The 13,375-nt window shown below is 62.3% G+C and carries 11 protein-coding genes and 2 tRNA genes; 9 read left to right on the top strand and 4 right to left on the bottom strand.

Annotated elements, in window-relative coordinates; all coding sequences use genetic code 11:
- Positions 1-43: 43 nt before the first annotated feature.
- A tRNA-Asn gene (locus NKJ13_RS06870) sits at positions 44-118 on the bottom strand.
- 220 nt (positions 119-338) lie between these two features.
- Here NKJ13_RS06870 and NKJ13_RS06865 point away from each other — a divergent pair.
- On the top strand, positions 339-599 hold the full coding sequence (locus NKJ13_RS06865; protein WP_254818304.1) for a hypothetical protein: 261 nt from the start codon (positions 339-341) through the stop codon (positions 597-599).
- A 55-nt stretch (positions 600-654) separates the two neighbouring features.
- On the opposite strand, the gene NKJ13_RS06860 is transcribed toward NKJ13_RS06865, so the two are convergent.
- Positions 655-855 carry a hypothetical protein gene (locus NKJ13_RS06860; RefSeq protein WP_352505831.1) on the bottom strand — a complete coding sequence of 67 codons (201 nt, stop codon included), beginning with the start codon at positions 853-855 and terminating at the stop codon, positions 655-657.
- Between the two features lie 216 nt (positions 856-1,071).
- On the opposite strand from NKJ13_RS06860, the gene NKJ13_RS06855 reads away from it, so the two are divergent.
- The 8 genes from NKJ13_RS06855 to NKJ13_RS06820 all read left to right on the top strand — a co-directional run bounded on the left by NKJ13_RS06855 (position 1,072) and on the right by NKJ13_RS06820 (position 12,140).
- Positions 1,072-1,145 (top strand) — tRNA-Cys (locus NKJ13_RS06855).
- A gap of 89 nt (positions 1,146-1,234) precedes the next feature.
- Complete coding sequence (locus NKJ13_RS06850; protein WP_352689942.1) at positions 1,235-1,903, top strand: protein-L-isoaspartate O-methyltransferase family protein; 669 nt, start codon at positions 1,235-1,237, stop codon at positions 1,901-1,903.
- A 187-nt stretch (positions 1,904-2,090) separates the two neighbouring features.
- On the top strand, positions 2,091-3,482 hold the full coding sequence (locus tag NKJ13_RS06845; protein ID WP_352737155.1) for a TolC family outer membrane protein: 1,392 nt from the start codon (positions 2,091-2,093) through the stop codon (positions 3,480-3,482).
- Positions 3,483-3,681: 199 nt separating this feature from the next.
- Positions 3,682-4,542 (top strand): PopZ family protein, encoded by an 861-nt coding sequence (locus NKJ13_RS06840; RefSeq protein ID WP_352777454.1) that lies wholly within the window; start codon positions 3,682-3,684, stop codon positions 4,540-4,542.
- A gap of 388 nt (positions 4,543-4,930) precedes the next feature.
- On the top strand, positions 4,931-7,714 hold the full coding sequence (locus NKJ13_RS06835; protein ID WP_352737153.1) for a valine--tRNA ligase: 2,784 nt from the start codon (positions 4,931-4,933) through the stop codon (positions 7,712-7,714).
- Between the two features lie 381 nt (positions 7,715-8,095).
- A complete protein-coding gene (locus NKJ13_RS06830) occupies positions 8,096-9,316 on the top strand; it encodes an OmpP1/FadL family transporter (protein WP_352737152.1) in 1,221 nt (406 codons plus the stop codon).
- Positions 9,317-9,592: 276 nt separating this feature from the next.
- A complete protein-coding gene (gene ilvD, locus NKJ13_RS06825) occupies positions 9,593-11,317 on the top strand; it encodes a dihydroxy-acid dehydratase (RefSeq protein ID WP_352505837.1) in 1,725 nt (574 codons plus the stop codon).
- A complete protein-coding gene (locus NKJ13_RS06820) occupies positions 11,304-12,140 on the top strand; it encodes a tetratricopeptide repeat protein (protein ID WP_352505838.1) in 837 nt (278 codons plus the stop codon). Before ilvD ends, NKJ13_RS06820 begins: the two co-directional genes overlap by 14 nt.
- Before the next feature lie 24 nt (positions 12,141-12,164).
- On the opposite strand, the gene NKJ13_RS06815 is transcribed toward NKJ13_RS06820, so the two are convergent.
- Both NKJ13_RS06815 and xth read right to left on the bottom strand, forming a co-directional pair.
- On the bottom strand, positions 12,165-12,482 hold the full coding sequence (locus NKJ13_RS06815) for a hypothetical protein (protein WP_254818311.1): 318 nt from the start codon (positions 12,480-12,482) through the stop codon (positions 12,165-12,167).
- A gap of 77 nt (positions 12,483-12,559) precedes the next feature.
- Positions 12,560-13,354: an exodeoxyribonuclease III gene (gene xth, locus NKJ13_RS06810; RefSeq protein WP_352737151.1), complete on the bottom strand. Its 795-nt coding sequence runs from the start codon at positions 13,352-13,354 to the stop codon at positions 12,560-12,562.
- Positions 13,355-13,375: the final 21 nt, after the last annotated feature.

The following is a 13,375-nucleotide window of genomic DNA, read 5'->3' as shown; positions in this document are numbered from 1 at the left end:
AAACCCTTGCAATCCTTGGGTTTCAAGCCTTTTCTGGTGATAGTGGCTCCCCGGGCCGGATTCGAACCAGCGACCAACCGGTTAACAGCCGGTTGCTCTACCACTGAGCTACCGGGGAACAGAGGCTCTTGCGTGAGTGGGGCAGCCTATAGCAAACCCGTTTCGGCTTTGCAAAGAAGCATTTCGCATTTTTTCGGTGCTTTTTGGCGCAGGGCTTTCTGGCAATGGCCGGCAAGCGCCCTCATATGAGCTGTCTCTCGCCTGTCACGGAACGGAAAAGGCCGTTGCGGCTTTCTCCGGGTGATGGTGCTACTGATGCAAACGGATCGACATTTCACATGACGGCAATGAGCGACGACCAGCCACCGGCCCGGAAAATCTCGGTCTTCGGCCGCCAGTTCACCATGCCGCGTTCGCGCGGCCTCCGGATTGCGATCGGCGTCGTGCTGATCATCGGCGGCATTCTCGGCTTCCTGCCGATCCTGGGTTTCTGGATGGTGCCGATCGGATTGCTGGTGCTCTCTTACGAATTCGCGTTGGTGCGCCGTCACCGGCGCCGCTTCGTCGTCTGGTGGGAGCGACGCCGCCGGCCGGATTGAGGTTGCCCTGCTGACAGGCCGGAAACAGGGCAATTGTTTGAGAGCGGCGTGGTCATCACCGAGGCTGGTCGAAACAGCTTTCCAGGCGTTCGCAGAGCTCCTTGAGAACGGCGGTAGCCGATGCCAGCCGCGCCCGGTCGCGCGGCGGCAGGCTGTTTGCGCCTTCTATGCTGAGGCGGTCGATGGCATAGCGCACAAGCTCTGCAGACTGCGACAATCCGCGCGGTGTGCCGTCTTTCGTAGCTGCTCGACCCATGGCGGAACCCTCCTTTCTGCCCAACGTGGCCGCCGGTTTCGGGTTCCTGTCGCCGAGGATCATCCTTAACGATAAGCTAATATGTTATTGCTAGCATGGCATTGCATTGATAAGCAGAGCCTCGATGTCGGAAGAACCGTTGGGAATGCATGGTGGCCGCTTGACGGCATTTTCGCCGCAACCTATTGGAGCCGGGTGGAACGCCGGGAGCAATGAGGCCTCGTGGCGGAGTGGTTACGCAGAGGACTGCAAATCCTTGCACCCCGGTTCGATTCCGGGCGAGGCCTCCAATGCCCGAGCTCCCGCGCGTCAGCGCCAGGGGGCTTCAGTTCCGGTCGAAACAGCCGCGGCCTTTGCGCGGCAAGCGGATGGTTGGAACATGAGCGCTGATTTTGCCGAACGCCGGGTGAAGATGGTCGACGGCCAGATCCGCACCACCGACGTGACCAGCGCACCGCTGCTCGAGGCTATGCTTGTCGTGCCGCGCGAGGCCTTTGTTGCCCCCGGCCAGCGTGACCTTGCCTATATCGACGAGGACATCCGCATTGCCGATACGGCCGATGGTCCGCGCTATCTGATGGAACCGTCGCCATTGGCCAAGCTGATGCAGCTGGCCGATATCGGCCCAAGCGATTCGGCACTCGATGTCGGCTGCGGCACCGGCTATGCGGCGGCGATCCTGTCGCGGCTGGCAAGGTCCGTCGTCGCGCTGGAAAGCGATCCGGCGCTGGCCGAGACCGCCACTTCGACGCTTGCTGCGCTGGGTTCCGGCAATGTCACCGTGGTCCAGGGACCGTTGCCGCAAGGCCATGCCGCCAATGGGCCTTACGACGTCATCTTGATCGGTGGCAGCGTCGGCGAGGTGCCGGCGGCGCTGTTCGACCAGCTTGCCGAAGGCGGCCGACTCGTCGCCGTTGAAGGGCAGGGCAATTCGGGCGTAGCCCGGCTTTTTTTTAAGACTGGAGGGGTTGTAACGGGAAGACGCGCATTTAATGCGGCAATTAAGCCACTACCGGGATTCGAACGCATTCCCGCCTTCGAATTCTGAGTGATTTTGCCTTGCAGCGAAGGCGCTGTCATGATCGCTTGCGTTTGAACAATCGTTGCTGATCTGCATAACCGGGTGTTTCTTGGGGGCTTTCAGCGGGGGAACGATAAAAAACGCGGCGCCGGCTGATCAGAAGGAGAAGCCAGCGTGGCGCAGTTCCCGTGCAAAACGAATGAGGGAATATAACGTGCCGTCTGTACGCAAGTTGCTTTTTACCGCTGTCCTCGTTTCGGCGACCGCGCTTTCTCCAATGGCCGCCTCGGCCGAAACCATTCTCGGGGCACTTTCAAAGGCCTATCAGAACAATTCCTCTCTCAATTCTTCACGCGCCGGCGTTCGCGTCACCGACGAGGGCGTTGCCATCGCCAAGTCCGGCTGGCGCCCGACCATCACCGGTTCCGGAAGTATTGATTATACCGCCAGCCACAGCAACCTGTTGCACCGAAACATCTCGTTGACCACCGGCAACTTCGGCGTCGAGATCGACCAGACGCTGTTTGACGGTTTTCAGACCAGGAACAATGTGGCGGCCGCCGAATCCCGGGTCCGCGCTTCGTTCGAAAGCCTGCGCAACGCCGAAGAAAACACTCTTTTCAACGCGGCAAGCGCCTATATGGACGTCATCCGCGACCGTCAGGTCGCCGTGCTGACCGAACAGAACCTGCAATTCCTGACCGAGCAGGCGCGTGCGGCGCGTTCGCGCTTCGAGGTCGGCGAAGGTACCCGCACCGACGTCGCGCAAGCCGACGCCCAGCGTGCCTCCGCGGTGGCACAGTTGAGCGCCGCCCGCGCCACGGCGCTGGCAAGCGCCGCGACCTATCGCCAGATCGTCGGCGATGAGCCCGGCCGTCTCAGGCCGGCTTCGCCGCTGTCGAAGCTGTTGCCGTCGAGCCTCGATGCGGCGATCGCGATCGCATCGGCCGAGCATCCGGCCATCCTCGCCACCGCGCATCTGGTCGACGCGGCGGCGTTTTCGGTGAAGTCTGCCGAAGGCGCGCTGCTGCCTCAACTCTCGGCGTCGGCGGGTGTTTCGAGCGCCTATCGCGGCACCGCGCCCGGCTCGCTCTCCTCGACACAGGATGGCGTAACCAATTCGGCGAACATCGGTGCGACATTGACGATACCGATCTATTCCGGCGGCCGGACCTCGGCATTGGTTCGCCAATCAAAGGAATCACTTAGCCAGGCCCGTATCGAGGTCGATGTCAGCCGCGACACCGTGCGCCAGGCGGTGACCTCGGCATGGTCGCAATACACCGCCGCGCAGCAAAGCGTCACGGCCAACCGGCAGGTGGTCGCCGCCGCGCAGCTTGCCCTGAACGGCGTCATCGAAGAGCGCAATGTCGGCCAGCGCACCACGCTCGACGTGCTCAACGCGCAGGCGACCCTCATCACCGCCAAGATCAATCTTGTCAGCGCCGAACGCGACGTGGTGGTGGCGAGCTATGCCATCCTCTCGGCGGTTGGCCATTTGTCGGCAGACCGCCTTGCGCTCAACGTGACGAAGTACAGGCCCGAAGAGCATTACAACGCCGTCAAGGACAAGTGGATCGGTCTGCGCACGCCGGACGGCCGCTGATCGCCAGGCCGTGTTTTCAGCCCGCGCTCGAACGACGCGCGGGCTTTCAACTCCCGACCCTAATCTGTTGAAATCCGAGATGTCGCCAGATTGGGGATTCTCGCAAGCCGTTCCGTCGGTTACGCTGTTGCCATGATTCGAATCCGGCATTGCCGGACAGGAAATCTGAGAACGAGTCACAAGGGCGGCGGATGTGACGATGGCGACGGCAAGCAGCGTACAGCGCGAACCTTCCATGGAAGAAATACTAGCTTCCATCAGAAGGATCATCGAGGACAGCGATACCGGCCGCAAGCAGCCGGGCGACGCCGACGAGCTGCGCCAGGATCTGCAACCGGCGCCGGCAGCCGGACGGGCAGCAGAGGCGGATGCGTTCCGCTCCGAACTGCGCGGCGGGCTGGAGATCGCCAAGCCGGCCACGCGCGCCGAGGTGCAGCCAACGGCCGCGCCGGTCATTGAGCCCCAGGAAACGCCGCTGCGCGCCGGCCCGGTAAAGGCAGCGGTGACGCTGGCTGAGGTGAACACCGCTCCCGCAAAGCCGGATCAGCCTGCGGCAGCCAAGGCTGCCGAGACGACCGACACCATCATCGCCGATTGGCGGCGCGAGATCGCCGCGGTCGGCGACGCGATGGCCAAGCCGGAGCGCGCCGAGCCACTCCGGACGCCCGACGCCGAGCCGAAAGCCGAGGTTTTCGAGAACGAGGCGACTGCTGGACCTGTGCCGGAGCCTTCGGAAATTGGGCCGAAGCCTTCGGAAAGCGGCCCGGAACCTTCGAAAATCGGCCCGGAATCTTCGAAAATCGGATTGGCGCGTCTGGCGGCCAGCGAGGCGCCGCCCGCACGTCCGGCAATCCTTTCGGAGCATACGGGCCGGCAGGTTGCCGCCGCCTTCGGCGAGCTTTCCGACGCGTTTGCCAGCCGCAGCAAGAAGACTTTCGACGAGATGGCCGAGGAGATGCTGCGGCCCATGCTGCAGGACTGGCTGGACAACAACCTTCCGACGCTGGTCGAGCGGCTGGTGCGCGAGGAAATCGAGCGCGTCGCGCGCGGCGCGCAGTAGCAATTCGGAGAGCCGCCAATGGGCGGCGCTCGACCGGCGAATTGTCGAAGTCGGCGCTGCCCCTCATCCGCCTGCCGGCACCTTCTCCCCGTATAGTGACGGGGAGAAGGGGTTGACCGCAATTTAGGCGCCTTTTCCGCAACGTTCGTGACTGGCGAAAACTTCAGTCAGGCGTTTTTCTCCCCGTCACTATACGGGAAGAAATGCCCGGCAGGGCAATGAGGGGCAGCGCAAACCTGAAGCGATTGCCTTGCAACATTCAGTCCCGCGAGTTGCACCGAACCATCCCGGCGCTATCTATTGGCCATGCCGCCCTTGCGGTTGACTTGGCAACAACCTTCCGATTTACACCGGACCACAAATTCCGGACAGCGCGGACCGTTTTCCCATGCTCGAAAAGACCTACGACGCCAAAGCCGTCGAGCCGAAGATTGCCAGGATCTGGGAAGAGGCCGACGCGTTTCGGGCCGGTGCCGGGGCCGAGGAGGGGCTTGAAGCCTTCACCATCGTCATCCCGCCGCCGAACGTCACCGGCTCGCTGCATATGGGCCACGCGCTCAATAACACGCTGCAGGACATTCTGGTGCGCTTCGAGCGCATGCGCGGCAAGAACGTCTTGTGGCAGCCGGGAATGGACCATGCCGGCATCGCCACGCAGATGGTGGTCGAGCGCCAGCTGATGGAGAAGCAGATCCACCGCCGCGACCTGACCCGAGATGAGTTCATCGACAAGGTGTGGGAGTGGAAGGCCGAGTCCGGCGGCGCCATCCTCAACCAGCTGAAGCGGCTCGGGGCCTCGGCCGACTGGAGCCGGGAGCGCTTCACCATGGACGAGGGCCTGTCCAAGGCCGTGCTCGAAGTGTTCGTGACGCTCTACAAGGAAGGGCTGATCTACAAGGACAAGCGCCTTGTGAACTGGGACCCGAAGCTGTTGACCGCCATCTCGGATCTCGAGGTCGAGCAGCAGGAAGTCAACGGCAACCTCTGGCACTTCCGCTATCCGGTCGAAGGCATGACCTTCGATCCGGAAAATCCGAAGACCTTCATCACCGTTGCGACGACCCGCCCGGAGACGATGCTGGGTGATACGGCTGTCGCAGTCCACCCCGACGACGAGCGTTTCCGGCATCTTGTCGGCAAGAACCTCATCCTGCCGATCGTCGGCCGCAGGATCCCGGTGGTGGCGGACGAGTATTCCGATCCCGAAAAAGGCAGTGGTGCGGTCAAGATCACGCCGGCGCATGACTTCAATGATTTCGAGGTCGGCAAGCGCCACCGGCTGCCGGCGGTCAACATCCTCACCGTCAATGCGGCGGTGAGCCTCAAGGACAATGAGGACTTTCTCGCCGGACTGGACGTGACGCCGGAGCGCCAGGCCGTCTGGGACAGCCTCGACGGCCTCGACCGTTTCGATGCGCGCAGGAAGATCGTCGAGCTGATGCAGGCGGGCGGCTTTCTCGAGAAGGTCGAGCCGCATCGCCACACGGTGCCGCACGGCGACCGCGGCGGCGTGCCGATCGAGCCGTTTCTGACCGACCAGTGGTATGTCAATGCGGCGGAACTGGCCAAGCCGGCGATCGCCTCGGTGCGCGAGGGCCGTACCAATTTCGTGCCCAAAAACTGGGAAAAGACCTATTTCGACTGGATGGAAAACATCCAGCCCTGGTGCATTTCGCGCCAGCTCTGGTGGGGTCACCAGATCCCTGCCTGGTACGGGCCGGACGGGCATGTCTTTGTCGAAAAGACTGAGGAAGAGGCACTCGGTGCCGCCGTCGAATATTATCTGGCGCTGGAAGGGCCGTGGAAGGCCTGGGTCGAGGACAAGCTCGAGAATTTCCAGCCTGGCGAGATCCTGACCCGCGACGAGGACGTGCTCGACACATGGTTCTCGTCGGCGCTGTGGCCGTTCTCGACGCTTGGCTGGCCGGACCAGACGCCGGAGCTGAAGACCTATTACCCGACCGACGTGCTGGTGACCGGTTTCGACATCATCTTCTTCTGGGTCGCCCGCATGATGATGATGGGCTTGCATTTCATGGACCAGGAGCCGTTCCATACGGTCTATGTCCACGCGCTGGTTCGCGACAAGAACGGGCAGAAGATGTCGAAGTCGAAAGGCAACGTCATCGATCCGCTCGAGCTCATCGACGAATACGGCGCCGATGCGCTGCGCTTCACCTTGACGGTGATGGCAGCGCAAGGGCGCGACGTTAAGCTCGATCCGGCGCGCATTGCCGGTTATCGCAATTTCGGCACCAAGCTATGGAACGCGACGCGCTTCGCCGAGATGAACGAAGTGGCGCGCGACGACGATTTCTGGCTGCGGGACGCCAAGCTGGCGGTCAACCGCTGGATCCTGACGGAGCTGACGCGAGCCGCGCGCGACATAACGGACGGCATCACCTCATACCGCTTCAACGAGGCGGCGGGTGCCGCCTACCGGTTCGTCTGGAACCAGTTCTGCGACTGGTACCTGGAACTGCTGAAGCCGGTGTTCATGGGCGCCGACGAGGCGGCCAAGGCCGAGAGCAGGGCATGCGTCGCCTTCGTACTCGACGAGATCTACAAGCTGCTGCATCCGATGATGCCGTTCATGACCGAGGAACTGTGGGCCGAAACCGCCGGCGAGGGCAGGCAACGGCAATCGCTGCTTTGTCATGCGGCATGGCCGTCGCCCGACTTCGAGGACGAGGCGGCCGCCGCCGATATCAACTGGCTGATCGACCTTGTCTCCGGCATCCGCTCGGTGCGTTCGGAGATGAACGTGCCGCCGGCGGCTATCGCACCGCTCGTGGTGATCGGCGCCAACGACGCGACACACGAAAGGCTCGAGCGTCAGGGCTCGGCTATCAAGCGTCTGGCGCGGGTCGGCGACATCTCGCTCGCCGAGGCGCCACCCAGGGGATCCGCCCAGATCGTCGTCAACGAGGCGACCATCTGCCTGCCGCTCGGCAGCCTGATCGACCTTGCCGCCGAGGCAGCGCGCCTGCACAAGGAGCTTGCGAAGGTGACCGAGGAAATAGCGCGGCTCTACAAGAAGCTGTCCAACGAGAAATTCGTCGCCAACGCGCCGGAAGAGGTGGTGGAGGCCGAGCGTGAAAAACTCGCCGAATATCGCGAGGCGCAAGAGAAGCTTTCGGTCGCATTGGCGCGGGTGCGCGATGCGGGCTGATCAAACAAACTGGGCCGGCTGGCCGCAATAGATTCGCCGGTCACGAATCTGCTTTCCAGCTAGGCCGCCTGCCACGAAAACAGGCATTCCGCAGCGTAAATCTTGAGGCAAACTGAATGTTTTTGCCCCATTGTTGCCATAATGTAACAATGGCCGGCCGGGCAGGCAAAATTCCCTGTTCCCTGGTGATTTAGGCGGTTTTCCCGAGTTTTCTCGTCGATTTGTATTGAGGCGGCCATTTTCCCGCCTCGGTAAGAAGGCCGACACCTTGTCGGAAATGCGTTCCGCCAAGGTATACGTGTACGCACGGCGAATTCGTTGTTGCGCCGTTAACCTGAATTGGTTCTAGCTTGATGCAAGGACATTTCGGGGAGGAGATTCATGTGTTGTTCGCGTCTGAAAGTGCTGCTGGGCGCGGGGGCTTTTTCGCTGGCTTTTGCCGGGACGGTGCAAGCCGGGGGCTTTGACCGGGGCGGCGTCAACATCGACCAGCTGTTCGACGCGGCGCCATATTCGTTCGATGCGGGCGTCACCTATGTTTCGCCACAGCGCAAACTCAAGAATGTGCAGCGTCTCGATGGCTCGGGTTTGTCGACATCGGCGGTGGATGTTGGTGGCGACTATGCGGTGCCGCATGTCGGCATCAAGGCCAACATCTTTGAGCCCGTAGACTGTCTTGCCACCTATACGAGACCGTATGGTGCGGATGCAAATTTCGGCATGAACAACGCCTATTCGCCGACAGCGGTCAAATACGCCGTCGACACAGATGATTTCGGTCTCACCTGCTCCTATAAGGTGAACGTCGGCAAGGGCGCCATACGATTCATCGGCGGTGTCTCTTACCAGCAGGTAGACGCGTTTCTTTCCCGTCAGACACTGCTCGCCTTCGGCAATACCGGCCTCGGCGTCTTCAAGCTATCCGACGAGGCATGGGGTTGGCGTGCGGGCGCAGCCTATGAGATGCCCGAGATCGCTCTGCGCGCCAGCCTGATGTACTCTTCGAGCTACAAATATGACGGGCTGTCGGGAACCGTCGACACGACCGGCTTCAGGGGCGCCTTTCCAGCGGATCTGATTCCCGGCTCTACCGGCGTGTACCCAGTCTCGGCGTCGGCTGAGATACCTCAAGCTCTGGAATTCAAGCTGCAGAGCGGCATAGCTCCTGGCTGGCTGGCCTTTGGTTCCGTCCGCTGGCAGGAGTGGAGCAAGCTTGGCGTTATTGCCATCAATGGCGTGCGCAGTCCGGTGACCGGTGCTCCCTCGCCCGTTTCATTCGATCTGCTTTATCGCGACGGCTGGACGGTTACCGGTGGTATCGGTCACAAGTTCACCGATCAATTGTCGGGCGTGGTTTCGCTGACCTGGGATCGCGGCACCTCGACGACCTCTGGCTATCAGTCGGATACCTGGGCCGTGGCCAGCGGCGTCTCCTATTCGCCGAACGATCAGGTCGAGGTCAGGCTCGGCGGCTCGATCGGTGTGCTGACGAGCGGGTCATCGACTTTCAGCGGTGTCGGCGACGAGGCAAATGCGGTCACCTATAGCTACGACAACGACCTGCTTCTGGCCGGTTCGGCTTCCGTTAAGATCAAGTTCTAACTACGGATTCTTAAACGACAAAACGGCCGGGCACTGCCCGGTCGGTTCGTTCGGCGCTCGTCCGGCATTCGGCGGCGCAACAATTGCCCCCAAGATGTTCGCTCCTGTAATTGTGACGTTTTGGCAACAGTTTCTGAACAACCCTCGCGCCACCCGGCCGCCCGGGAACATTGCCCATTTCCCGCCATAAACGCGGCGCACCTCGAATTTGTCTCGGGACACGCGCCAAAAGGCTAGGCGAAGAGGCAGGCCGCACCGCCCGCGGCAAGGACGAGTATGGACACCAGAGCGATCTCCAAGGCCAAGCTGCCGAGCCGCCACGTGACCGTTGGTCCCGAGCGGGCGCCGCATCGCTCCTACCTCTATGCTATGGGGCTGTCGGCGGCCGAGATCGCGCAGCCGCTGGTCGGTGTCGCCAGCTGCTGGAACGAAGCCGCACCCTGCAACATCTCGCTGATGCGCCAGGCGCAAGTGGTCAAAAAGGGCGTGGCGGCGGCCAACGGCACGCCACGCGAATTCTGCACCATCACCGTCACCGACGGCATCGCCATGGGCCATCAGGGCATGAAGTCGTCGCTGGTGTCGCGCGAGGTCATCGCCGACTCGGTCGAACTCACCATGCGCGGCCATTGCTACGATGCGCTGGTTGGATTGGCCGGTTGCGACAAGTCGCTGCCCGGCATGATGATGGCCATGGTGCGCCTCAACGTACCGTCGATCTTCATCTATGGCGGCTCGATCCTGCCCGGCAGCTACCGTGGCCGGCAGATCACCGTGCAGGACGTGTTCGAGGCGGTGGGCCAGCACTCGGTCGGCACCATCAGCGACGCCGAGCTGCTCGAGATCGAGCAAGCCGCCTGTCCTTCGGCCGGCTCCTGCGGCGCCCAGTTCACCGCCAACACCATGGCCACCGTCGCTGAGGCCATCGGCCTGGCGCTGCCCTATTCCTGCGGCGCGCCTGCACCCTACGAGATGCGTGACCGCTTCAATTTCGCTTCCGGCGAAAAGATCATGGAGCTGATCGCAAGGAACATCCGCCCGCGCGACATCGTTACCATGGAAGCGTTGGAAAATGCCGCGACCGTGGTCTCGGCCACCGGCGGCTCGACCAACGCGGCGCTGCATCTGCCGGCGATCGCGCACGAGGCCGGGATAAAGTTCGATCTTTTCGACGTGGCCAGGATATTTGAGAAGACACCCTACATCGCCGACCTCAAGCCGGGCGGCAAGTACGTCGCCAAGGACATGTTCGAGGCCGGCGGCATTCCGCTCTTGATGAAGACGCTGCTCGACCATGGCTACCTTCATGGCGATTGCCTGACGGTGACTGGCCGCACTTTGGCCGAAAATATGGAACATGTTTCCTGGAATGACAGCCAGGATGTGGTCCGTCCCGCCAACAGGCCGATTACCCAGACCGGCGGGGTCGTGGGCTTGAAGGGTAACCTTGCCCCCGAAGGCGCGATCGTGAAGGTCGCCGGCATGACGGAGCTGAAATTCTCGGGTCCGGCGCGCTGCTTCGATTCGGAAGAGGAATGTTTCGAAGCGGTTACGCATCGCAACTATAGGGAAGGCGAGGTTCTCGTCATCCGCTACGAGGGTCCGCGCGGCGGCCCGGGCATGCGCGAAATGCTGTCGACGACGGCGGCTCTCTACGGCCAGGGCATGGGCGGCAAGGTGGCGCTCATCACCGACGGGCGTTTTTCGGGCGCAACGCGCGGTTTCTGCATCGGCCATGTCGGGCCGGAAGCGGCAGTGGGCGGCCCGATCGGGCTGCTTAGGGATGGCGACTTGATCTCGATCGATGCGGTGAACGGCACGATCGAGGTTGCATTGTCCAAAGCCGAACTGGCGGCGAGGGCAAAGGCATGGAAGGCGCGCACGACCGACTATCAATCGGGCGCGATCTGGAAATACGCACAGACGGTCGGATCTGCCCGCGACGGCGCGGTCACCCATCCCGGCGGTGCCAAAGAAACACACTGCTATGCGGACATCTGAGTTGTTGAGGTCGTCTGTCCTTTCGGCAATGGTTGCGCTCGCCACGTTTGGCGCGACCTTGGGCGCCGTCGGCCAGGCCATGGCCTTTGACGACAAGGTGTTCGACGACAAGACCGGCGTGAAGCCGCAGTCGAGCCCGTGGGCGGTGTTCCAGTTCGGCTTTTCCGCCTACAAGAACGGCCATAAGGAGCAGGCCGCGGAAGCCTATAAATATGCCGCCGAGAACGGCCAGATCGGCGCCACCTGGAAGCTTGCGCGCATGTATGCCGAAGGCGATGGCGTGGCGCGAGACGACTACGCGGCGTTCAAGTTCTTCTCAGAGATCGTCGACCAGGATGTCGAGCCCGGTTCGCCCGAGGAAAGCTATGTTTCGGACGCATTGGTGGCGCTTGGCGACTATCTGAGGAAGGGCATTCCCGGCAGCCCCGTCGAGGAGAACGAGGTGGCGGCCCAGGAATATTACATGCGTGCCGCCGCCAACTACCGCAATCCGAATGCCCAGTTCGAGATGGGCCAGATGTTCCTCAAGGGTGAGGGCGGCGTCAAGGCCAGCGTCAAGCAGGCAGGACGCTGGTTCCAGCTGGCGGCCGAAAAGGGCCATGCGGGCGCGCAGGCGACGCTCGGCAATCTGCTCTTCCAAAGCGGCAAGATCGTGCGAGGGCTGGCGATGATGACCGCGGCGCTCGAACGGGCCTCACCTGCCGACCAGCCATGGATCCGTGGCATGCAGGAAGAAGCGTTTGCCGCCGCCGGCGAAGCCGACCGCCGCACCGCGATCTCGCTGGCCGACGACATCCTCACCAAGGGTGGCGGCGACCAGTAGGCCGGCAGAAATTCCGTTTTGAGATCAATTCTCGTTCGGTTCCGCCGGCATGCCGCTGGGCGCCGGCGTTGAGATCGGTGTGCCTTGCAAATGCGGGGCCGGCGTGTCCTCCGGGCATCCATCCCGCTGCTTTGTCCAGGACGTGTTGTTGAGCACCATCTCGCAACGGGCGAGGTAACTTTGGCCGGCAGGCGTCAGACAGGCGACCCGGCCGATCTGGAATGATTTGCCGTTGGCAAGGCACTCTGCATCGGCAAAAGCCGGCGTCGCCACCGCCATCGCAAGCGCGCAGCCAATCGGGCAGAGTGCAAATCGAGTAGTCATGGGAACCCCAGCCACCATGATGATTTCGCATCAAGCGCGCGATTTGTGGCGATAAGAGGTCAACTTATCAATGTGCCGCCGGACAGCAGGTCCGGTCAGGCTGGCCGCAGCGCCAGATCGATCGCCACCGGCACGTGGTCGGAGGGTTTTTCCCAGGCGCGCACCTGCTTCTCGATCGAAGCCGAGGAAAACCAGTTGGCGGCTTCGGGCGACAGAAGCAAATGGTCGATGCGGATGCCGTTGTTCTTCTGCCAGGCGCCGGCCTGATAGTCCCAGAACGTAAAGACGTCTGCGGAGTCGGTGACGGCACGCACGGCTTCGGTGAAGCCGAGATTCTTCAGCCGCCGGAACGCCTGCCGCGTCGCGGGCTGGAACAGTGCATCGCTTAGCCAGTTTTCCGGATATTTCGCGTCGATCGGCTCGGGGATGACATTGTAGTCGCCGGCCAGGACCAGCGGCTCTTCCAGAGCAAGCCGCTCCTCAGCCCAGCGCTCAAGTCGCGACATCCAGGAAAGCTTGTAGGAGAACTTCTTCTCGTCGTCGATCGGGTTGCCGTTCGGCAGATAGATCGAGGCAACGCGCAAGGCGCCCTTGTCGGTCGAGAACACGCCCTCGATGAAACGCGCCTGTTCGTCGGCATCGTCGCCCGGCAAGCCGCGATTGACCTCATCGAAACGCAGCTTCGACAGGATGGCGACGCCGTTGAAGCCTTTTTGGCCGTAAGTCTCGACATTGTAACCGAGCGCCTCGATCTCGGCGCGAGGAAACTGGTCGTCGACCGTCTTGATCTCCTGCAGGCAGGCGATGTCGGGCGCGCTTTCCGTCAGCCAGTGGGTCAAATTGCCGATGCGGGCGCGAACGCCGTTGATGTTCCAGGTGACGATTTTCATGGCGGCCTCGATAGGCTGGTG

It is taken from the genome of Mesorhizobium sp. M0174 (assembly GCF_040322275.1).
GTDB lineage: Bacteria > Pseudomonadota > Alphaproteobacteria > Rhizobiales > Rhizobiaceae > Mesorhizobium.
Note: the sequence above shows the minus strand (reverse complement) of the source record. Positions and strands in the feature narration are given on the sequence as shown.